Genomic DNA, 21,335 nt, shown 5'->3' on the forward strand with positions numbered 1-21,335 from the left:
CTGCTGGATCCCCGGTCCCTTGGTGTCGAGGAACTTCGCGATCGTCGACTCGGGGGTCAGCGGCGCGAGCAGCTGTACGCACGAACCGGATTCGCCGACGCTCATCATCGCCTCGCGCACACCCTGCTCCTCGTTGACCTCCTCGTGAGCGAGGACCATGCCGTAGGTGTCGCGGTAGAACGCGATGGCGACGTCGAGGTCGGCCACGGCGACGCCGACGTGGTCGATGGCGGTGAACAGGTGCGGGAAGTCGCTCATGGGACCGAGCCTAGGGCGAGCACCACGGCATACCGCGGGGTATGCCGTGTGGGCATCGCGACAGGGCCTGACCGCCCGACGTCGCCCGGCGTTCATCTCGGGGGACGAGGATCTATCGCATGTCCCATCCCCTCGTCCCGACCGCGGCCGAGCGGGCCGCTCCCGCCCTCGCGGTTCCCCTGGCTGCAGCCCTCGGCCTGTCGCTCCTCGACGAGTCGGCGCCGGAGCACGGGGTCCACTTCGTGGTGTCGGCGCTGGCCGGCAACGGCGTCGGCGGCGCTCACGCGGCGGCGCTCTCGGCGGCGATGGAGCTGGCGGCATACCTCGCCGTCCTGCCCGAGCTGGCGCCCGACGAGCACGCGGTCACGCACGCCTCTGCCGTCCAGCTCATCGTCGTCGCGCCGGTGGGGGAGCGGGTCGAAGCGACCGCCCGACTGCTGCGCCGCAGCAGGCGACTGGCCTTCCTCGAGGTGGAGGCGACCTGCGACGGGCACATCGTGGCGCTCGGTCAGCTGACGAAGTCCGTCGTCACGGTGCGCCCCACCTGAGGCATCAAGGGGCTCGGAATCAGAGGGCGCGGACCTGGTTGCCCCGCTTGTCGTGGGTGAGCTCGACGAGGCCGAGCGCCTCGAGCAGCGGCGGCAGATACATCCCGAACCGCCCGCGGTAGCCCTTCCGCAGCCCGTACCACCCGCCGACGGGGTTGTCCCCCGCGCGCCCGAACGCCTCGAGGCTCCCGTCGGCCGCCGGCTTCAGCTCGTCGGCGGCTCCGAGGGGCACCCAGTCGCCCTGCTGCCGCAGCCACGCGACGGCGTCGTCGATCGCCCGCGCCTGGTACTTCAAGGTCGTCGAGCCCACCTGGCAGACGAGCGTCGGCGGGTCGGTGGTCTCGTCCCGCCACATCGTGTATGCCGAGGTGCCGGGCGCCGTCGTCAGCCGCCACGGGTCGTCCTTGGTGCCGCTCCCGGCGGCCGCGTCAGTCGTCACGGGAACAGGCTTAGACCTGCCGGGGCTGCCGACACAAGCCCCCGGGGAGTGCCGTGTGGCCAGCGCCACCCCCGGCTCTCGGTGAGCGCAGGGCGCACCGCCGATAGGGTGCGGGGAGTTCACCAACGCCGTTGAGGCCCCCTGTGGAGGATGGAAAAATGACCACCAACCCGACCGTCATCGTCGCGGGAGCCCGCACCGGGATGGGCCGCCTGCTCGGCTCGCTCAAGGACTTCTCGGGGGCCGACCTCGGGGGGTTCGCCATCAAGGGCGCGCTCGAGAAGGCCGGCGTGGCCCCCGACCAGGTCGACTACGTCATCATGGGCCAGGTGCTCCAGGCCGGCGCGGGGCAGATGCCCGCCCGTCAGGCCGCCGTCAAGGCCGGCATCCCCCTCGACGTGCCGTCGCTGACGATCAACAAGGTCTGCCTCTCGGGCCTGGACGCGATCGCGCTCGCCGACCAGCTGATCCGGGCGGGGGAGTTCGAGATCGTCGTCGCCGGCGGCCAGGAGTCGATGACCAACGCGCCCCACCTGCTCGAGAAGTCGCGCGAGGGCTTCAAGTACGGCGACGTCGCGATGTAGGACCACATGGCCGCCGACGGTCTCTGGGACGCCTTCACCGACCAGCCGATGGGCGCCCTGACCGAGCAGGCCAACGCCGGTGACCTCGCCTTCACCCGCGAGGAGCAGGACGCCTTCGCGGCCCGGTCGCACGAGCTCGCGGCCCGGGGCTGGAAGGACGGGCTCTTCGACGACGAGGTCGTCAGCATCTCGGTCCCGCAGCGCAAGGGCGACCCGGTGGAGTTCAAGGCCGACGAGGGCGTGCGGGCCGACACGAGCGTGGAGACGCTGGCCAAGCTGCGGCCCGCCTTCTCCACGACGGGTACCATCACCGCCGGGTCGGCCTCGCAGATCTCCGACGGGGCGGCCGCCGTCGTCGTCATGAGCAAGGCCAAGGCAGAGGAGCTGGGGCTGGCCTGGATCGCCGAGATCGGCGCCCACGGCGTCGTCGCCGGCCCCGACTCGAGCCTGCAGGCCCAGCCGGCCAACGCGATCAACGCCGCCTGCGCCAAGGAGGGCATCACCGCGGCCGACCTCGACCTCATCGAGATCAACGAGGCCTTCGCCGCGGTCGGGCTCGCCTCGACCAAGCTGCTCGGCGTCGACGCCGACAAGGTCAACGTCAACGGGGGCGCCCTCGCGGTCGGCCACCCGATCGGGATGTCGGGGGCCCGCCTGGTGCTCCACCTCGCCCTCGAGCTCGGTCGGCGCGGCGGCGGCGTCGGCGCGGCTGCCCTGTGCGGTGGCGGCGGTCAGGGTGACGCGCTCATCCTGCGCGTACCCGCCGCGAGCTGAACCCCCTCCGGTGGCCCGAGCCGTCGACGTCCCCTCCCTCGTCACCGCGGCGCGGGCGGGTTCGCCGCGCGCCGTCGCCCGCCTCATCTCCTTGGTCGAGGACGCCCACCCGGCGTTGCGCGAGGTGATGGCCGCCCTCGCGCCGCATACCGGGCACGCGCACGTCATCGGCATCACCGGGTCTCCCGGCGTCGGCAAGTCGACCTCGACCAACGCCCTGGTCGGCGCCCTGCGGGGCCGGGGCCGGCGGATCGGCATCCTCGCCGTCGACCCCTCGTCGCCGTTCTCGGGAGGAGCGTTGCTGGGTGACCGGATCCGGATGCAGGACCACGCCCTCGACCCGGAGGTCTACATCCGCTCGATGGCCTCGCGCGGCCACCTCGGCGGGCTGTCGTGGTCGACGCCGCAGGCCCTGCGGGTACTCGACGCCGCGGGCTGCGACGTCATCGTCGTCGAGACCGTCGGGGTCGGCCAGTCCGAGGTGCAGGTCGCCGGGCTCGCCGACACGACCCTCGTGCTGCTCGCCCCGGGGATGGGTGACGGCATCCAGGCGGCTAAGGCCGGCATCCTCGAGATCGGGGACGTCTTCGTCGTCAACAAGGCCGACCGCGACGGCGCCGCGACGACCGTCCGCGACCTCCGCCACATGATCTCGCTCGGCAACCGCAAGGACCCGGGGCTCTGGCAGCCGCCGGTCGTCAAGACCGTCGCGGCCAGGGGGGAGGGGATCGACGAGCTGATGGAGGCCATCGACGCCCACCTCGCGTGGCTCACCGAGGGCGGCGGGCTGCGTCGCCGCCGGGTCGCCCGCGCCGCGGACGAGATCGAGGCCATCGCCCTCGCGCGGCTCCGGTCGCGGATGGGCGACCTGCGCCACGACGAGAGCGTCGACCGTCTCGCCGCCGAGGTCGTCGACGGGACGACCGACCCGTATGCCGCGGCCGACCAGCTCGTCGCTGCCCTCACCTGAGGCCCGGGGCACCGTCACTGCCGGTGACGTCCGCGCCGACGCGACACCGGTGTGCCCTCCGTGCGGACGTTGCGTTTGCTGACGACGTGACGTCCGCGCCGACGCGACACCGGTGTCCGCTTCGTGCGGACGTCGTGGCTGGCGAGGGCGCTTACCTGCCCGGCGTGCCCACGGCATACCCCCGGGTGATCGCGGCGATGACCGAGTCCATGCCGTGCTGGGAGATCCCGTTGGCGACCGTCGTCTCGAGCCCACCCGAGATGCTGAGGAGAGGGTCGAGCCGGATGGGGAAGCCGAGCGCGTCGGGCAGCGGGGTGGCCTCTTGGCTCGAGGTCAGTGCGTCCCCGGCGACGTGGTATGCCCGGACCTGGCCCTGCACCGCCAGCCCGAGGACCGTCATGAGCGTGGGCCTCGATCGGGTCGCCGGATCGGTGCTGACGTCGTGGGCGAAGGTGATGGAGCTGTGACCCGGGCCCGCAGCATTGAAGGTCACGGCCGGCGCCCCGGTGGCGATGGAGGCGACGGCGGCCAGCCCGCCGCCCAGCGAGTGGCCGGTGAACACGAGGTTGCCGGCGTCCGGTCCGAGGGCGGCCTGGACGCGCTGGGCGAGCACGCAGGCCTGCATGTACTGGGCGCCGGGCAGGCCGGGGGCGAGGCCCAACCCCTCCGTGACGTCCTCGAAGGCGTCGCCGCCCGAGTCGGTCCCGGCGAAGGCGAGGACGTAGCGGCCGCTCTCATCGCGGTAGAGGCTTGCGCTCATCCCCACCGAGGTCTGGAACAGCGCCGGGTCGAGACCCATCGTCTTGAGCTGGTCGGGATAGATCTGCGAGTAGGAGTCGTACTGCCCCACCACCGCCGGGCCACCGGCGATCCGGGCCCGCACGCCGGGGTAGGAGTCACCCGCGAGGAGGGCGAGGTCGGCGTCCTTGGCGTGCGGCGCCTGGCCGGTCATCGACTGCGCCCACGTCGCGCCGTTTCCCTCGGCGGCCTCGGCACCCGGTCCGGTGTCCTGCTCGTCGTGGACGGGCGCCGGCCCGGCGAGCCCGCCGACGGCACCTTCGTCCTTCTGGGGCGAGGGCGGTCCCTGGGGCGGCGCACCCGAGCCGGAGCCCTCCGCGGCCGACGGCGCAGGAAGGGCGCCGGAGCCGGAGCCGGACGCGAACCCCAGGCCTGCTCCAGCACCCGGGAGCCGACCGGCGCTCGCCCCTCGCTGCTGGGCCGCCTGTCGCCGCACCGTCTCCGACATGGTCGCGAGCGTCCGCGCGGCATTCGCCAGCGCGACCTCGCTGCGGGGCCACGACGCCACGAGCGCACCGACGTCACCCCCTGCCCAGCTGTCGCCGAGGGAGCGTACGGCGGTCCCGGCGACCATGCAGGACGACCGGACGCTGTTGGCGTCGTGCTGCAGCTCGGCGGCCAGCCGCTCGAGCTGCTCGGGGTCCGCCCCCTTGGCGAAGACCGCCATCCGTCGCCACCTTCCGGGCCGTCACGGCTCCGGATCCGCGACGAGATCCAGCGTAGGCGGCAGCGCGGACGTCGCCCATGGGGAGCGCTCCCCGCCCCGCCGTTAGGCTGTCGGCCCGTGGACTACCCCGTCATCGTGCCCCTGTCCGTCGCCGGCGCCGCGATCGCCGACCTCAAGATCGTCACCCTCAAGCAGGTGACCGACGAGCGAGGCACCGTACGCGAGTACTACCGCCGCTCGTCCTGGCTCGAGGCCGGGCTCCCCGACCTCGGCGCGTTCCTGCAGCTCAACCTCACGGAGACCGCCCGCGGCGGCGTCCGCGGGCTCCACGCGGAGTCGATGAGCAAGGTCGTCACCGTGGCCGCCGGCGCGGCATACGGGGTCTACGTCGACCTGCGGGCCGACTCCCCGACCGTCGGTGCCGTCGTGACGGTCGACCTCGTGCCCGGCACCCAGGTGCTCGTCCCGAACGGTGTCGGCAACGGTTTCCAGGCGCTCGAGGAGGGCACGCAGTACCTCTACGGCTTCAGCACCGAGTGGGCACCGGGCATGCCCGGGCAGGCCGTCACGCCGCTCGACCCCGCACTCGGCCTGACCTGGCCGATCCCGGTCGACGTCGACGACCGGACCATGCTGTCGGTCAAGGACCGCGACGCCCCGCTGCTCGCCGACGTGCTCGGCCGTTGACTCGTCCCGCGAACTCCCGTCCGTTGAGTCGAAGGGCCCCGTAGCGGGTAGGAGACATCGTCGGCCGTCCTTCCGGACCCTAGGATGTCCTCGGCCGCGCCAGAGACGCCCCGGTCCCTCGCGCGGCGACCACCTCGCGCACCACTCGAAAGGGACACATTGCAGACCTGGCCGGGCAAGCCCTACCCCCTCGGAGCCACCTACGACGGCACGGGCGTGAACTTCGCTCTGTTCTCCGAGGTCGCCGACCAGGTCGAGCTGTGCCTCATCGACGACGCCGGTGCCGAGACCCGGATCGTCCTCCCCGAGGTCGACGGCTTCGTCTGGCACGGGTTCATCCCCGGGCTCCAGCCGGGCCAGCGCTACGGCTTCCGCGTGCACGGCCCCTACGACCCGGCCCAGGGTCACCGGTGCAACCCCGCCAAGCTCCTCCTCGACCCCTACGCCAAGGCGATCGACGGCGAGATGGACGGCGACCCGTCGTTGTTCTCCTACGCGTTCGGCGCGAAGAACGCGGGCCTGGACGCCAAGGCGACGACGACGGACAGCCTCGGACACACGCTGATGTCGGTGGTCACCAACCCGTTCTTCGACTGGGGCCAGGACCGGCAGCCGGGGCACGAGTACCACGAGAGCGTGATCTACGAAGCCCACGTCAAGGGCCTGACGGAGCAGCTCACCGAGGTGCCCGAGGAGATCCGCGGGACGTATGCCGGGATCGCCCACCCCGCGACGATCGCCCACCTCACCAACCTCGGGGTCACCGCGATCGAGCTGATGCCGGTGCACCAGTTCGTCCAGGACTTCACCCTCCTCGAGAAGGGTCTGCGCAACTACTGGGGCTACAACACCATCGGCTTCCTCGCCCCCCACAACGGGTATACCGCCTACGGCACGCGCGGCCAGCAGGTCACCGAGTTCAAGGGCATGGTCAAGGCCCTCCACGAGGCCGACATCGAGGTGATCCTCGACGTCGTCTACAACCACACGGCGGAGGGCAACCACCTCGGCCCGACGCTGTGCTTCCGGGGGATCGACAACAACGCCTACTACCGGCTCGTCGAGGAGGACCCCGCCCACTACTACGACACGACCGGCACGGGGAACTCGCTGTTGATGCGTCATCCCCACGTGCTCCAGCTCATCATGGACTCGCTGCGCTACTGGGTGACCGAGATGCACGTCGACGGCTTCCGTTTCGACCTCGCGGCCACCCTCGCCCGCCAGTTCCACGAGGTCGACAAGCTGTCGGCGTTCTTCGACCTCGTCCAGCAGGACCCGGTCGTCAGCCAGGTCAAGCTCATCGCCGAGCCCTGGGACGTCGGCGACGGCGGCTACCAGGTCGGCAACTTCCCGCCGCTGTGGACGGAGTGGAACGGCAAGTACCGCGACACCGTGCGCGACTTCTGGCGCGGCGAGCCGGCGACCCTGGGGGAGTTCGCCTCCCGCTTCACCGGGTCCTCCGACCTCTACGAGCACTCCGGCCGCAAGCCCATCGCGTCGGTCAACTTCATCATCGCCCACGACGGCTACACCCTGCGGGACCTGGTGTCCTACAACGAGAAGCACAACGAGGCCAACGGCGAGGACAGCAACGACGGTGAGAGCCACAACCGGTCGTGGAACTGCGGGGCCGAGGGGCCGACCGACGACCCGGCGATCCGCGCCCTGCGGCTGCGCCAGCAGCGCAACCTCCTGACGACGCTGCTCCTCTCGCAGGGTGTGCCGATGATCGCGCACGGCGACGAGATCGGTCGCACCCAGGACGGCAACAACAACGCCTACTGCCAGGACAACGAGCTCTCGTGGATCGACTGGGACCTCGACGAGGACCAGAAGCAGCTGCTCGGCTTCGCCCAGCGGATCGTCAGGCTGCGCGCCGACCACCCGGTCTTCCGTCGACGGCGGTTCTTCGCGGGCAGTGCCGACCACGGCGGCGAGAGCGAGCTCGGCGACGTCGCCTGGTTCATGCCGAGCGGCGAGCACATGGACGAGGAGGGCTGGCGCAACGGCTACGCCCGCTCCCTCATGGTCTTCCTCAACGGCATGGCGATCCCGGAGTCGGACCGTCGCGGGGAGAAGATCCGAGGGGACTCCTTCCTGGTCATCTTCAACGCCCACAGCGACTCCATCGCCTTCACCCTGCCCGAGGCGGCATACGGCAGCGAGTGGTTCATCGAGGTGGACACCGCCGCCGCCGAGCCCGCTCCCCATGCCGCAGGGGGCGCGCCGGACCCGACGACCGTCGCGATGGCGTCGTCGTCCGCGTCCGCGGTGACGGTCATCGAGCCCGGCACCCAGGTCACCATCCAGGCGCGCAGCACGATGGTCCTGCGCGCTCCGCAGGAGGCCGGCGCGTGAGCGCCGGCCGACCCACGCCCGTCTCCACCTACCGGCTGCAGGTGCGACCGGGATTCGGGTTCGACGCCGTGGCCGAGCTGGCCCCCTACCTCGCCGACCTGGGCGTGACCCACGCCTACCTCTCACCGATCCTGGCGCCCGTCGCCGGGTCCGAGCACGGCTACGACGTGCTGGACCACACCCGGCTGAACCAGGAGGCCGGTGGCCGTGAGGCCTTCGACGCGATGGTCGCCGCGGTCCACGCAGCTGGTCTGCGCGTCATCGTCGACGTCGTGCCGAACCACATGGCGGTGCCGGTCCCGGAGTGGGGCAACGCCCCGCTGTGGGAGGTGCTGCGCGGCGGTGAGGCCTCGGAGCGGGCCCACTGGTTCGACGTCGACTGGGCCGTCGAGGACGGCCGGCTCCTGATGCCCTTCCTCGGGGGGAGCCTCGAGGAGGCCCTCGCGGCAGGTGAACTCGTCGTCGCGGCCGACGGAGGACCGCAGGGCGAAGAGACGGTGGTGCGCTACTACGAGCACGAGCTGCCCGTCGCCCCCGGCACAGAAGGTATGCCGCTGGCCGACCTCGTCGGGGCGCAGCACTGGCGCGTCGCGCACTGGCGGGAGGGGCTGACCGACCTCAACTACCGGCGGTTCTTCGACGTCACCTCGCTGATCGCCATCCGCGTCGAGGACGAGCGCGTGTTCGCCGAGTCGCACGAGCTGCTTCGGCAGCTGCTTGCCGACGGGTCGATCGACGGCCTGCGCATCGACCACCCCGACGGTCTCGCCGACCCGAAGGGGTACCTCGACCGGCTGGCCGACCTCACCGACGGTGCATGGGTCGTCGCGGAGAAGATCCTCGAGGGGGACGAGGCGCTCCCGAGCGAGTGGGCCTGCGCCGGCACGACCGGCTACGACCTGCTGTGGCGGCTCGGCGGGATCTTCGTCGACCCGGCCGGACGCGAGCCGCTCACCGACTTCCTCGCCCTGGTCTCCGGTGTGCGAACCACGTTGGGGGAGACAACGATCCGGGCCAAACGCGAGATCGTGGACGACATGCTCGTCGCCGAGGTGCGTCGCCTCGTGCGCCGCCTCCACGACGTGTTGCCCGACGAGCCGGTCGACGCCCTCACCCGCACCGTCTCGGCCATGCTGGTCTGGATGGACCGCTACCGGGCCTACATCGTCCCTGGGATCCCGGCCGACGACGAAGCCGTCCGGGTCATCGCCGACGCCGCGGACCGGGCCCGCGCCGATCTGCCCGAAGACGACCACGCCACCCTCGAGGCCGTCGTCGACGCGGTCCTCGGCCGTCGTGGTGAGGTCGGTCCGCCGGAGCTCGCCGACCTCGTCGTCCGCTTCCAGCAGACGTGTGGACCGGTGATGGCCAAGGGGATCGAGGACACCACCTTCTACCGGTGGCAGCTACTCGTCGCCCTCAACGAGGTCGGCGGAGACCCCGACCACTTCGCCGTCGCCCCCGACGAGCTGTTCCGTTTCGTCGAGCGGACCGCTCTGAGCCACCCGACGACGATGACGACGCTGTCGACCCACGACACGAAGCGTTCCGAGGACGTGCGGGCCCGGCTCGCCGCCCTGTCCGAACGCGCTCACGAGTGGCAGGCCTGGGTCCGTCGGGCGCAGGAGCTGGCCCGGCCCGTCCGATCCGCAGAGCTGGACGGTGCGACCGAGTACCTCCTCTGGCAGACCCTCGTCGGCGTCTGGCCGATCGACCGGGAGCGGCTGCAGGCCAACGCCCAGAAGGCGATTCGCGAGGCCAAGGTCCGCACTCGGTGGACCGACGTCGACGAGGCGTACGAGTCTGCGGTGTCCGCCTTCGTCGACGGCGTCCTCGACGACCCGGAGCTCGTGGCCCACGTCGAGTCGTGGGTCGCGCAGACCGCGCCGCTCGTCCGCGCCACGACCCTGGGCCAGAAGCTCCTGCAGCTCGTCCTGCCCGGGGTGCCCGACGTCTACCAGGGCACCGAGCTGGTCGACCTCAGCCTCGTCGACCCCGACAACCGCCGCGACGTCGACGTCGCCGATCGGCGAACCCGCCTGTCGCGTCTCGATGCCGGCGAGCCGCCGGCCGACCTGTCCGACGAGAAGCTCCTCGTGACCTCGCGCGCCCTCCGGCTCCGACGCGACCACCCGGAGTGGTTCGTCGGGGGGGAGGCGACCTGGGCCGTCGCCCCCACGACCACGGAGCACGCGGTCGCGGTGACCCGCGGAGCGGCCGACGGTCCCCAGGTCGTCGCCATCGCCACCCGGCTCGCCGGTTCGCTCGGCGACTGGGACGGTGCGACCGTCGCGGTGCCCCCGGGGACCTGGCGGGACCTCCTGACCGGCCGCGAGCTGACCGTCGAGGACACCCTCCCGCTCGCGGAGCTGCTCCGTGACCTTCCCGTCGCTCTGTTGGTGAGGAACCATGCCTGACAAGGAGATTCGCGTCTGGGCACCCCGGGCCAAGCGCGTCGACATCGACGTCTCCCCGGTGGGCGGCGTCGTCACGACGAGCCCGATGGACCCTGCCCCCGGCGGGTGGTGGGTGTGGCGCGCCGGCCAGGACCCGGCATACCCGCTCGACTACGCGTTCCGGGTCGACGGGAGCGCCCCGCGGCCCGACCCGCGCAGCCCCTGGCAACCCCGCGGTGTGCACGGGTCCAGCCGCACCTTCGACACGGCGCTGCGGGTCTGGGGTGACGTGCAGTGGCGGGGGCCGCGCCGTGGGCGGGGCGCCCTGGGTGGGGTGTTCTACGAGCTGCACATCGGCACCTTCACGCCCGAGGGCACCTTCGACGCGGCCATCACGCGCCTCGACCACCTCATCGCCCTCGGGGTCGACGTCGTCGAGGTGATGCCGGTCGCCGCCTTCCCCGGCCGGTGGGGCTGGGGATACGACGGCGTCGACCTGTATGCCGTGCACGACCCCTACGGCGGTCCGGCCAGCCTCCAGCGCTTCGTCGACGCCTGCCACAACCGGGGCCTGGGCGTCTGCCTCGACGTCGTCTACAACCACCTCGGACCGAGCGGCAACTACCTCTCGGAGTTCGGGCCCTACTTCACCGAGGCCCACCACACTCCGTGGGGAGCGGCCGTCAACCTCGACGACACCGGGTCCGACGTCGTGCGGCGCTTCATCGTCGACAACGCCCTGCGGTGGTTCCGCGACTTCCACGTCGACGCCCTGCGCCTCGACGCCGTGCACGAGCTGCGTGACGACTCCCGACGTCACCTGCTGGCCCAGCTCGCCGACGAGACCGACGCTCTCGCCAAGCGGCTCGGCCGGCCGCTCACCCTCATCGCCGAGAGCGACCTCAACGACCCGACCATGGTCACGCCCACCGAGGAGGGCGGCATGGGGATGAGCGCCCAGTGGGCCGACGACGTCCACCACGCCCTGCACGCAGCGCTGACCGGTGAGTCGGAGAGCTACTACGCCGACTTCGCGAAGCGGGGAGTCATCGCCAAGACGATGTCGGAGGTGTTCCTCCACGACGGACGGTGGTCGAGCTTTCGGGGCACCGACTGGGGTGCCCCGGTCGACCCCGAGGTCCATCCGGGCCGACAGTTCGTCGGCTACCTCCAGACCCACGACCAGGTCGGCAACCGCGCTCTCGGAGACCGGATCTCGGAGAGCATCACCGCGGGTCAGCAGGCCATCGGGTCGGCGCTCTACCTCCTGTCCGCGTTCACCCCCATGATCTTCATGGGGGAGGAGTGGGCCGCCTCGACCCCGTGGCAGTTCTTCACCGACTTCGAGGAGCCGGAGCTCGCCGAAGCCGTCCGGGAGGGTCGGCGGAAGGAGTTCTCCGGCCACGGCTGGGACGGTGTCGACGTGCCGGACCCGCAGGACGCGGCGACGCGAGACCGCAGCGTCCTCGCCTGGGCGGAGCTGGGCGACGCGGACCACGCCCGGATGCTCGAGTGGTATGCCGCGCTCATCGTCGAGCGCCGCAGGGATCCCGAGCTGACCGACGACCGGCTGGACCGGGTGGAGGTCGTCAGCGACCCCGACGGCGAGTGGATCACGGTCTCGCGCGGCCGGATCCGGCTGGTGTGCAACGGCAGCGAGCACCCGCTCGAGGTCCCGGTCCCCGGCGTCGACGAGGGCTCAGACGGGACCGCCGAGATCGTGCTCGCCTGGGACCCGTCGACCACCCGGCAGACCCCCGGCGGGGTCGAGCTCGGGGGCCACGGCGTCGCCGTCCTCCGGGTGCCGTGACAATGGGCGATGTGACCACCGCTGCCCGCACGACCACACCCGGAAGCACGACCTTCGACGTCGCGGCCTTCCGGGCCCACTTCCCCTCGCTGCACGGCGCCGCCGCGCACTTCGACGGTCCCGGGGGGTCGCAGACCCCGTCCGTCGTCGCCGACGCCATCGCCCGCACGATGACCTCGCCGCTGGCCAACCGCGGCAGCGTGACCACTGCCGAACGCAACGCCGAGGCCGCGGTGCAGGGCGCTCGGTCCGCCCTCGCCGACCTCGTCGGCGGTGACCCGCGCGGGGTCGTCTTCGGTCGCAGCATGACGGCCGTGACCTTCGAGCTGTCGCGGGCGATGGCCAAGGCCTGGGGACCCGGCGACGAGGTCGTCGTCAGCCGCCTCGACCACGACGCCAACATCCGTCCGTGGGTCCTGGCCGCCGAGGCGGTCGGTGCCACCGTCCGGTGGGCTGACTTCGACCCGGCGAGTGGCGAGCTCGACCCTGGGGTGGTGGGTGCGCTCGTCAGCGATCGCACTCGGCTCGTCGCCGTGACGGGGGCCTCCAACCTCATCGGGACGATGCCCGACCTCCCGGCCATCGCGGACATCGTCCACGCCGTCGGGGCCTGGTTCTTCGTCGACGGCGTGCACCTCACCGCCCACGCCCCGGTCGACATGGTGGCCTTCGGCGCCGACTTCTACGCGTGCTCGCCCTACAAGTTCCTCGGCCCGCACTGTGGCGCGGTCGTCGGTCGCCCCGAGCTGCTCGAGACCCTCCACCCCGACAAGCTGCTGCCCTCGAGCGACGCCGTCCCCGAACGGTTCGAGCTCGGCACGCTGCCCTACGAGCTGATGGCCGGGACGACTGCAGCGATCGACTTCCTCGCCGGGGCGGTGCCGAGCGAAGGCTCCCGCCGTGAGCGGCTGCTGACCTCGCTGGCGGTGATGCAGGCCCACGAGGAGGAGAGCCGGGTAGCCCTCGAGGCCCGGCTCGTCGACCTCGGTGCGACGGTCTGGTCGCGGGCCCAGCGACGCACGCCGACGCTGCTGGTGTCGTTCGCCGCGCACGACTGCAAGGACCTCCAGCGCTTCCTCGGCGCCCGCGGTGTCAACGCCCCGGCCGGGTCGTTCTACGCCCTCGAGGCGTCGAGGCACCTCGGGCTCGGGGACGCCGGTGCACTGCGGATCGGGTTGGCGCCCTACACCTCCGAGGACGACGTGGACCGCCTGGTCGACGGCCTCACCGCCGCGCTCGCGGGATAGCGAGGTCCCGTGGGGTGAGGTGATGGACGGCGTCCCAGCATCCCGGATCACCTCGACCGGGAAAACTGCTCGCCCTCGGGCAGCCCGGCCGCCTACCGTCGGCCCATGCGCACCCGCCTCTTGGACGTCCACGACGACGCTGCGTGCCGGCGCGCCTATGCCGTCCTGGTGGCCGCCAAGAGCCTCGACCGGCCATGGAACGAGCCGCCGTCCTTGGAGGAGTCGCTGCTGGAGTTCCGGCACGTCGACGCGGCCGAGCGGATGGAGATGTGGGAGGCCATCGACGAGGGCGACGAGGGCGACGAGGCGGTCGGGCTGGTGACCGGCATCGCGACGCTCTGGCTGCCGCGTGACGACAACACGACCCAGATGTGGTGCGAGGTCGCGGTCGACCCGGCCCACACGCGGCGGGGTGCTGGCGCCGCCCTCGTCGCCCGGCTCGTCGAGCGCGCCGCCGCCGAGGACCGCACGACCCTGGTCACCGACTTCATGGTGCCGGTGGACGGCGGCGACGACCACCCCTACCGCCGCTTCGCCGCCCGGCACGGCAACACGGAGATCTGCCGCCATCTCCGACTGCCTGTTGCCGCAGACCTCCTCGACGGGCTGCTGGAGAAGGCGCGACCGGCATACGAGGGCGCCTACCGTCTCGAGACCCACGTCGGCGGCGTCCCGGAGGCCCTGCGGCCGTCGCTCTGCGGGGTGATGAACCTCCTCGGTGTCGACGCCCCGACGGGGGTGCTGGTGTTCGAGCCGGAGACGCTCGACCCGGCGCGATACGCGGAGATGCTCGCGCTCGAGGCGAAGCAGGAGCGCCACCGACTGACGACGGTCGCGGTCCACGAGGTCTCCGGCGAGGTCGTCGCCTACACGGAGCTCATCGTCCCGGCCGGGGTCCCGACCCGGGTGTGGCAGTGGGGGACGATGGTCGCCCAGGGGCACCGCGGGCACCGGCTCGGCACCGCGATCAAGGTGGAGAACCTCCGCCGGCTCCAGCAGGCATACCCGGAGCGGGAGCTCGTGTCGACGACGAACGACGAGACCAACGCCTTCATGGTCGACATCAACCTCGCGCTCGGCTTCGAGGTGGTCGAGCTGTGCCCCGGCTACCAGCGCAAGCTGGGGTGACAGGCGTCCGACGTGCGACGCGCGGGCGGCATACGGTGGGGGCATGCTCTTCGCCTTCTCCGTCTCGCCCGCTGCTGCCGCCGACGACACCGGTTCCGTCCACGAGGCCGTCGCCGTTGCGGTCGAGGTCGTCCGTGCCAGCGGCCTCCCCAACCGGACCGACTCGATGTTCACGACCATCGAGGGCGAGTGGGACGAGTGTCTCGCCGTCATCAAGGCGGCGGTCGACGCCGTCGCCGCCGTGAGCCCGCGGGTCAGCCTCGTCCTCAAGGCCGACATCCGGCCCGGGTGGACCGGTGAGCTCGACGGCAAGGTGGAGCGGCTGGAGGCCGCTCTCGCCGCCCGGGCCAGTGGCGCCTGACGACCGGTATGCCGTGCGCCCGATGCGCGTCGAGGACGCGCCGGCCGCCGGGGTGGTCCACGTCCAGGTCTGGCGCGAGACGTATGCCGCGGACATGCCGGCCGCCTTTCTGGCCGCTCTCAACCCGACCGTGAGCGCTGAGAAGATTCGGATGCGCGTCGAGGTCGACGATCCCGACGCCCGGGTCCTCGTCGCGGTCGACGAGGACGGCGAGGTGCTCGGGATGGCCACTGCCGGGGTGACCCGCGACGCGGACGCGCCGACCGCGTGGGAGCTCTACTCCATCAACACCGTTGCGCTGGTTCACGGTTCGGGCCTCGCCGAACGGCTGCTCAGCGCGGCCATCGGGTCTCGCGCGGCGTCGTTGTGGGTGCTCGGGATCAACGCGCGGGCGCAGGCCTTCTACCGGCGGCACGGGTTCGTCGCCGACGGCGCCACGAAGGTGCACGAGGGGTCGGGCCTGCCCGAGGTGCGGATGGTCCGCGGCCCGCAGCCGCCCAGCTGACCCCCACCCAGCCCGCCGAGGTCCGGAACGGCCTACCGACCCACCTCGCCAAAGGTGACCTTTGGCGCCGGTATGCCGCGCCGTCCCCTCGAGAGGTCAGGAGCGGTTCGTCCGCGGGCTTCAGACCGACCGCTCCTGACCTCTCGGCGCATCACGTTCCATCGGCCAGACTCGGGTTCACCCCCAGGCTCCACCGGTGACGGCCGCGCGCGCCGACCTCTCGGCTCGATGTCCCGCGGACGGACGTGAGAGCCACCCCGGAAGCGGTCGTTCGCTAGGTTGCTCCGGTGGCTGACCGACCTCGCCTGGCGTTCGATCCGATCCGGCGTGCCGCCGAGCTGTGGCGCTCGCGCTGGGGGCCGCGCTCGCAGCCCCTCGCCATGGCGTCGGCAACGTCGATCATGCGGGTGCAGCAGCTGCTGCTCAGCGAGTTCGACGGCATCGTCGGGGTCCACGGGCTGACCTTCGCCCGCTACGAGGCGCTCGTCCTGCTGGCCTTCTCCGGCTCCGGGCAGCTGCCGATGTCCAAGGTGGGGGAGCGGCTGATGGTGCACCCCACCTCGGCGACGAACATCGTCCAGCGGCTCGAGGCGCAGGGTCTCGTCGCGCGGCAGCCCAACCCCCACGACGGTCGGGGCACGCTGGCCTCGATCACCGACAGCGGCCGAGAGGTGATGGAGGCCGCCACGGCCGACCTCGTGGCCGGGGGGTTCGGGATGGACATGCTGACGGCGGACGAGCACGACCAGCTCTTCGCCCTGCTGCGCAAGGTGCGGGTCGCGCGCCAGGACTTCGCGGAGTCAGAGGGCTCTTCCGTTTACTAGGACGTCCTAGTAAATTGAGCTCATGAGCCTCGACACCACCGCACCCACCACCCCCGATTCCTCCGACGGTGCGGCGCGTTGGCAGGCGCGGTATGACGCGGCGCTCTCGAAGGGCGGGGTGCGTGAGGCGGACTTCACCACCCTCTCGGGTGACACCGTGCAGCCGGTCTACGGGCCAGGGCTGCACGGCATACCGGCTCCGTCGTCCGAGGAGGAGAAGGCGCGGATGGAGCGGATCGGGTGGCCGGGGGAGTTCCCCTTCACCCGCGGGCTCTACCCCACGGGATACCGCGGGCGCACCTGGACCATCAGGCAGTTCGCCGGTTTCGGCAACGCGGTGCAGACCAACGAGCGCTACAAGATGATCCTGGCGCGCGGCGGTGGTGGCCTCTCCGTCGCCTTCGACATGCCGACCCTCATGGGTCACGACTCCGACGAGAGCCTCAGCCTCGGGGAGGTCGGCCACTGCGGCGTGGCGATCGACTCGGCGGCCGACATGGAGACCCTCTTCGACGACATCAAGCTCGACGAGGTGACCACCTCGATGACCATCTCGGGGCCCGCCGTCCCGGTCTTCTGCATGTATCTCGTCGCTGCCGAGCGTCAGGGCGCCGACCTCGGCAGCCTCAACGGCACGCTGCAGACGGACATCTTCAAGGAGTACATCGCCCAGAAGGAATGGCTCTTCGAGCCGCAGCCGCACCTGCGGCTCATCGGCGACCTGATGGAGTACTGCGCCGAGAACATCCCGGCCTACAAGCCGCTCTCCGTCTCGGGTTACCACATCCGGGAGGCGGGGTCGACGGCCGCGCAGGAGCTGGCCTACACCCTCGCCGACGGGTTCGCCTACGTCGAGCTGGGTCTCTCACGCGGGATGGACGTCGACGTCTTCGCCCCCGGGCTGTCCTTCTTCTTCGACGCGCACGTCGACTTCTTCGAGGAGATCGCCAAGTTCCGGGCGGCTCGCCGCATCTGGGCGCGCTGGCTGCGCGACGTCTACGGCGCGACGACCGACAAGGCGCAGTGGCTGCGGTTCCACACCCAGACGGCCGGGGTGTCGCTCACCGCCCAGCAGCCCTACAACAACGTCGTCCGCACCGCTGTGGAGGCGCTCGCCGCGGTGCTCGGGGGCACGAACTCGTTGCACACCAACGCTCTTGACGAGACCCTCGCGTTGCCGACCGAGCAGTCGGCCGAGATCGCCCTGCGCACCCAGCAGGTCCTCATGGAGGAGACCGGCGTCGCCAACGTCGCGGACCCCCTCGGCGGCTCGTGGTACGTCGAGGCCCTGACCGACCAGATCGAGGCCGAGGCGGAGGCGATCTTCGAGCGGATCAAGGACCTGGGAGTGGTGGGCCGCGACGCCGGCGCCTCGGGGGTCGTCGAGCACGAGATCGGGCCGATGACCTCCGGCATCCTGCGGGGCATCGAGGACGGGTGGTTCATGGCCGAGATCGCCGACTCCTCCTTCACCTACCAGATCGCCCTCGAGAAGGGTGAGAAGCGGGTCGTCGGCGTCAACGTGCTGACCGAGTCGGTCAGCCACGAGCTCGACATCCTGCGGGTCAGCCACGAGGTCGAGCGGGAGCAGGTGCGGGTGCTCGCCGAGCGGCGGGCCGACCGTGACGACGCGGCGGTCCGCGGTGCCCTGGCCCGCATGCTCGAGGTCTCGCGCACCACTGACAACATGATCCCCGCGATGCTGGAGGCGGCCCGGGCGGAGGCCACCCTCGGGGAGATCTGCAACGCCCTGCGCGACGAGTGGGGGGTCTACCGGGAGCCCGCGCGCTTCTGAGGCGATTGGGCATCGCTCGCGCGGTGTGTCATCGTGGCTGGGCTGTTCCAGGGGCGTGACGACCTCGGCCGGCGCCTCGACCCCACCCCACCCCGGAGACCCGCAGCCCATGACGATCGCCCGCCGCATCATTGCTGCCCTCGTGGCGCTGGCCGGCCTGGCGCTGGCCGTGGGCGGTGCCTGGCTCGCGGTGGTCCTCGGCCCGAGCGGGACGGCCCGCTTCAGCACCACGGCCACCGGTCCGCTCGTCATCGGCCCCCAGGTGCTCGGCCGGGTCGACGTGCCGGTCACCGTGCGCGCGAGTTCGAGCGACGGTCCCGTCTTCATCGGGGCCGCCCCGTCGCACGACGTCACCGACGTCGTCGGGGGTGCGCGGGTCCAGCAGGCGGTGACCGCCGAGTTCCCCGCCCGGAGCCTCGTGCTGCGGGCCACCGGCTCCGGCGACCTGGCCGACCCTCGCGCACTCGACGTGTGGCGGGGGACCGGCAGCGGGTCCCTCGACCTCACCGTGGGCGTTGCGCCCGAGTCGGTCCTCGTCGTCCCGACCACGAACGCGCCGGTCCGCGTCACTGTCGAGCTGCAGCGGGGGGCGTGGTTCCTCGAGGCGGTCCTCGCCCTCGTCGTCGGGCTCATCGTGGCCGTCGCGGCGGCCGCCTGGCTCGTGCAGCAGCTCGGCCACCGCATCCCCGTGGGGCCGCTGGCCCGCCGCGGTCCGGGGGCGCAGCAGCGCCCGTCCAGGGCCGTCGAGCCACCTCCGCAGGGATTCGACGAGGACGACGGCGAGCAGCCGGCCACGGGGACGACGGAGCCCGAGCCCACGGCGGAGTCCGAGACCGCGACGGCTGACCCCCGCGCCACCGAGGTGCGCCCATGACCACACGTTGGCGAACCGTCCCGGCGCTGATCCTGGCTGCGGTCCTCACCGGGCTGCTCTCCGCCTGCGGTGCGCTGGTCGGGCTCGGCCCGGTCCCGACCGGGTCGGTCGGCGGAGCCGTCGACGCCTCCCGGGCCCGGGCGATCGCGGCGCGGGTGGTCGCGGCCGCGGTCAAGGCCGACGCGACGCCCACGAGCGCAGGTGACGCCGCGCGACGCCTCGTCTACACCGGCGACGCCCTGGCCGCAGCCACCGCTGACGCCAGGCTGGCCGCCACCACGGATGCGAAGACCAAGGACGAGCGGGTGCTCACGTCAGCTCCACCGATCGTCCTCGCCGTCTCGCGTGGCCTGACCTACCCCCGCACGATGGTCGTCCAGACCACGCGGGCGAAGTCCGGGCTCCCCGTCCTCTATCTCCTCACCACGCCCGACGTGCGCACGCCCTACCAGATCGCCTCCAGCGCCCCCATGCTCCCCGGGGCGTCGGTCAAGATCTTCGACCCGCTCACGCAGGGCTCGTTGCCGCTGGGCTCCGGCACCGGCCTGTCCGTCACACCAATGGCCCTCACCACGGCGTATGCCGCGTCCCTCGCCTTCCCGCCGCAGGCAGGCAGGGCCACGACCCCCCCCGTGCCGAACGACTCGTTCGCCCAGGGTGTCCGGGCGAGCGCAGGCAACCAGAGCAAGGGCATGAACGGGATCGGCACCTTCACCCAGGTCCATACGGCCAAGGACGTCGTGGGAGGACTGCGGGTCATCGGTGGCGCCGGCGCCCTCGTCTTCGTCGCGATGAATCGCAGCGACTCCTTCCTCAACCGCACGACCGGCACCCTCAAACCCTCGAAGCAGTTCACGGCGCTGACCGGCCTGAAGTCGGTGACCTCCGAGGCCAACCTCTCGACCCTCGAGATCGTCGTCTTCGCCATCCCGGACGCCGGTCCGGCCGTCACTGTCGCCGCGGACGAGCACCTCTACGCCGCGTCGGGCATCTGACCCCGGTCCGGCCCGGCCGGCCCCGCCCCGCCCCGGATTGGGGTGCACACGCGTCATCGACGTCCCGGACGTACCCCAATCCGGGGACGGACGGGTGCCCCGACGCGGCGCTTGACGCCCCGCGGCGGGGGAGGGGCCCTGCATCGGGAAGAATGGTCGTCATGAGTCAACTGCCGTTCTCGACGTCGGCCCTCCGGGGCGCCATCGACCTGTCCGCGCTCAAGCGACCGGCCCCGCCGGCGGGAGGCCCGGCTGGGGCAGCACGGGGTGCAGCGACCGGTCCTGACGCCACGGCCGGCCTCGTCGTCGAGGCCACCGACGCCGGTTTCGAGCAGGTCGTCAGCGCGAGCCTCAAGGTGCCGGCGATCATCGTGCTCTGGTCGCCCCGTGACCAGGTCTCGATGGACTTCGTCGACGTGATGGCGGGCATCGCCCGGGCCAACGGCGGAGCCTTCCGGCTCGTCACGGTCGACGTCGACCGCAACCCCGGCGTCCTGCGGGCGTTCCAGGCCCAGGCTGTGCCGATGACCATCGGCCTCGTCCAGGGGCAGCCGGTGCCGCTCTTCGAGGACGCCGTCCTGCCGCAGCAGATCCAGCCCGTCGTCGACCAGCTGCTAGCTCTCGCAGCGCAGCACGGCGTCACCGGTCGGGTCGACGGTGCCGGCGAATCGGCGGCCGGAGAGTCGGCGGCCGGGCCGGTCGAGCCCGCCGAGGCGCCGCTGCCGCCGCTGCACCAGGCGGCCTACGACGCCATCGACGCCGGTGACCTCGAGGCGGCCGTCACGGCATACGGGCAGGCGCTCAAGGAGAACCCGGCCGACGCGGAGGCGAAGGTGGGGCTGTCTCAGGTGCGGCTCATGCAGCGCACCGAGGGGGTCGACCTCGCGGCCGCGCGAGCCGCCGCTGCGACCGGGCCTACCGACGTCGACGCCCAGCTCGTCGTCGCCGACCTCGACGTGCTCGGAGGTCACGTCGAGGACGCCTTCGTCCGGCTCATCGACCTCGTGCGGGTCACCGCCGACGCCGAGCGCAACCGCGTGCGCGAACGCCTGCTCGAGCTCTTCGATATCGTCGGGCCGGCCGACGAGCGCGTCGCCAAGGCGCGTAAAGCGCTGATGAGCGCCCTGTTCTGATCAACGCCTGACCTGGTCGGCGTCGCCGGATCACCCGACGGCGGTTGCCTCCAGCTCGACCAGCTGGCTGGGGATCGCCAGCCGGGTCACCCCGAGCATCGTGGTGGTCGGCGCCACCCCGGCGGCGCCCAACCGCGACGCCAGGGCGACGTAGAGCTGGAACAGGGAAATGCCAGCGGTC

At 71.9% G+C, this 21,335-nt stretch carries 18 protein-coding genes and 2 pseudogenes; 16 read left to right on the top strand and 4 right to left on the bottom strand.

Going from position 1 to position 21,335, the window contains the following annotated elements; all coding sequences use genetic code 11:
• Positions 1-258 (bottom strand): VOC family protein (locus Q0R63_RS05750; protein WP_295695204.1); only part of this gene is annotated, 258 nt, incomplete at its 3' end.
• 119 nt (positions 259-377) lie between these two features.
• Between Q0R63_RS05750 and Q0R63_RS05755 the strand changes: the two genes are divergently transcribed.
• Positions 378-806, top strand: coding sequence for a hotdog domain-containing protein (locus Q0R63_RS05755; protein ID WP_295695206.1), 429 nt, complete (start codon positions 378-380; stop codon positions 804-806).
• A gap of 19 nt (positions 807-825) precedes the next feature.
• Here the strand turns inward: Q0R63_RS05755 and Q0R63_RS05760 are convergent, their stop codons facing one another.
• Positions 826-1,245 (bottom strand): DUF6855 family protein, encoded by a 420-nt coding sequence (locus tag Q0R63_RS05760; protein ID WP_295695208.1) that lies wholly within the window; start codon positions 1,243-1,245, stop codon positions 826-828.
• Between the two features lie 158 nt (positions 1,246-1,403).
• Here Q0R63_RS05760 and Q0R63_RS05765 point away from each other — a divergent pair.
• Positions 1,404-2,603 (top strand): annotated as a pseudogene (locus Q0R63_RS05765) (acetyl-CoA C-acetyltransferase).
• Between the two features lie 10 nt (positions 2,604-2,613).
• Positions 2,614-3,573, top strand: a complete 960-nt coding sequence (gene meaB / locus Q0R63_RS05770; protein WP_295695211.1) for a methylmalonyl Co-A mutase-associated GTPase MeaB — start codon at positions 2,614-2,616, stop codon at positions 3,571-3,573.
• A gap of 151 nt (positions 3,574-3,724) precedes the next feature.
• Here meaB and Q0R63_RS05775 read toward each other — a convergent pair whose 3' ends face one another.
• Positions 3,725-5,038: a hypothetical protein gene (locus Q0R63_RS05775; protein ID WP_295695213.1), complete on the bottom strand. Its 1,314-nt coding sequence runs from the start codon at positions 5,036-5,038 to the stop codon at positions 3,725-3,727.
• Between the two features lie 117 nt (positions 5,039-5,155).
• Between Q0R63_RS05775 and rfbC the strand changes: the two genes are divergently transcribed.
• The 13 genes from rfbC (at position 5,156) to Q0R63_RS05840 (ending at position 21,154) form a co-directional block, all read left to right on the top strand.
• Positions 5,156-5,725, top strand: a complete 570-nt coding sequence (gene rfbC / locus Q0R63_RS05780) for a dTDP-4-dehydrorhamnose 3,5-epimerase (protein WP_295695215.1) — start codon at positions 5,156-5,158, stop codon at positions 5,723-5,725.
• Between the two features lie 159 nt (positions 5,726-5,884).
• Entirely contained in the window at positions 5,885-8,086 is a 2,202-nt protein-coding gene (glgX, locus tag Q0R63_RS05785) for a glycogen debranching protein GlgX (RefSeq protein WP_295695218.1), read from the top strand.
• The gene (gene treY / locus Q0R63_RS05790; protein WP_295695220.1) at positions 8,083-10,503 is read left to right on the top strand and encodes a malto-oligosyltrehalose synthase; all 2,421 of its coding nucleotides are present in this window, start codon (positions 8,083-8,085) and stop codon (positions 10,501-10,503) included. The genes glgX and treY overlap by 4 nt, the downstream gene beginning before the upstream one ends.
• On the top strand, positions 10,496-12,292 hold the full coding sequence (gene treZ, locus Q0R63_RS05795) for a malto-oligosyltrehalose trehalohydrolase (protein ID WP_295695222.1): 1,797 nt from the start codon (positions 10,496-10,498) through the stop codon (positions 12,290-12,292). The genes treY and treZ overlap by 8 nt, the downstream gene beginning before the upstream one ends.
• Before the next feature lie 11 nt (positions 12,293-12,303).
• Complete coding sequence (locus Q0R63_RS05800) at positions 12,304-13,539, top strand: cysteine desulfurase-like protein (RefSeq protein WP_295695225.1); 1,236 nt, start codon at positions 12,304-12,306, stop codon at positions 13,537-13,539.
• 105 nt (positions 13,540-13,644) lie between these two features.
• Positions 13,645-14,667, top strand: a complete 1,023-nt coding sequence (locus Q0R63_RS05805; protein ID WP_295695227.1) for a GNAT family N-acetyltransferase — start codon at positions 13,645-13,647, stop codon at positions 14,665-14,667.
• Positions 14,668-14,710: 43 nt separating this feature from the next.
• Positions 14,711-15,028, top strand: coding sequence for a thiamine-binding protein (locus Q0R63_RS05810; protein ID WP_295695230.1), 318 nt, complete (start codon positions 14,711-14,713; stop codon positions 15,026-15,028).
• The gene (locus Q0R63_RS05815; protein WP_295695233.1) at positions 15,018-15,533 is read left to right on the top strand and encodes a GNAT family N-acetyltransferase; all 516 of its coding nucleotides are present in this window, start codon (positions 15,018-15,020) and stop codon (positions 15,531-15,533) included. Before Q0R63_RS05810 ends, Q0R63_RS05815 begins: the two co-directional genes overlap by 11 nt.
• 287 nt (positions 15,534-15,820) lie before the next feature.
• Complete coding sequence (locus Q0R63_RS05820; protein WP_295695235.1) at positions 15,821-16,357, top strand: MarR family transcriptional regulator; 537 nt, start codon at positions 15,821-15,823, stop codon at positions 16,355-16,357.
• 22 nt (positions 16,358-16,379) lie between these two features.
• Positions 16,380-18,152, top strand: coding sequence for a methylmalonyl-CoA mutase family protein (locus Q0R63_RS05825; RefSeq protein WP_295695238.1), 1,773 nt, complete (start codon positions 16,380-16,382; stop codon positions 18,150-18,152).
• Between the two features lie 109 nt (positions 18,153-18,261).
• A complete protein-coding gene (locus Q0R63_RS05830) occupies positions 18,262-19,026 on the top strand; it encodes a hypothetical protein (RefSeq protein WP_295695240.1) in 765 nt (254 codons plus the stop codon).
• Positions 19,023-20,021 (top strand): hypothetical protein, encoded by a 999-nt coding sequence (locus tag Q0R63_RS05835; RefSeq protein WP_295695242.1) that lies wholly within the window; start codon positions 19,023-19,025, stop codon positions 20,019-20,021. The genes Q0R63_RS05830 and Q0R63_RS05835 overlap by 4 nt, the downstream gene beginning before the upstream one ends.
• A 161-nt stretch (positions 20,022-20,182) precedes the next feature.
• Positions 20,183-21,154: a tetratricopeptide repeat protein gene (locus Q0R63_RS05840; protein WP_295695244.1), complete on the top strand. Its 972-nt coding sequence runs from the start codon at positions 20,183-20,185 to the stop codon at positions 21,152-21,154.
• Positions 21,155-21,184: 30 nt separating this feature from the next.
• Here Q0R63_RS05840 and Q0R63_RS05845 read toward each other — a convergent pair.
• A pseudogene (locus Q0R63_RS05845) lies at positions 21,185-21,319 on the bottom strand (RidA family protein); the annotation flags it as partial.
• Between the last annotated feature and the right edge of the window lie 16 nt (positions 21,320-21,335).

The organism is Lapillicoccus sp., from assembly GCF_025353065.1.
Taxonomy (GTDB): Bacteria; Actinomycetota; Actinomycetes; order Actinomycetales; family Dermatophilaceae; genus Lapillicoccus.

What these genes read in the sequence shown, in the direction of transcription:
- Q0R63_RS05755 (WP_295695206.1), top strand. Translation starts at nt 378, where the DNA reads ATGTCCCATCCCCTCGTCCCGACCGCGGCCGAGCGGGCCGCTCCCGCC.
- Q0R63_RS05775 (WP_295695213.1), bottom strand. Translation starts at nt 5,038, where the DNA reads ATGGCGGTCTTCGCCAAGGGGGCGGACCCCGAGCAGCTCGAGCGGCTG.
- treZ (WP_295695222.1), top strand. Translation starts at nt 10,496, where the DNA reads ATGCCTGACAAGGAGATTCGCGTCTGGGCACCCCGGGCCAAGCGCGTC.
- Q0R63_RS05805 (WP_295695227.1), top strand. Translation starts at nt 13,645, where the DNA reads ATGCGCACCCGCCTCTTGGACGTCCACGACGACGCTGCGTGCCGGCGC.
- Q0R63_RS05810 (WP_295695230.1), top strand. Translation starts at nt 14,711, where the DNA reads ATGCTCTTCGCCTTCTCCGTCTCGCCCGCTGCTGCCGCCGACGACACC.
- Q0R63_RS05825 (WP_295695238.1), top strand. Translation starts at nt 16,380, where the DNA reads ATGAGCCTCGACACCACCGCACCCACCACCCCCGATTCCTCCGACGGT.
- Q0R63_RS05830 (WP_295695240.1), top strand. Translation starts at nt 18,262, where the DNA reads ATGACGATCGCCCGCCGCATCATTGCTGCCCTCGTGGCGCTGGCCGGC.
- Q0R63_RS05835 (WP_295695242.1), top strand. Translation starts at nt 19,023, where the DNA reads ATGACCACACGTTGGCGAACCGTCCCGGCGCTGATCCTGGCTGCGGTC.
- Q0R63_RS05840 (WP_295695244.1), top strand. Translation starts at nt 20,183, where the DNA reads ATGAGTCAACTGCCGTTCTCGACGTCGGCCCTCCGGGGCGCCATCGAC.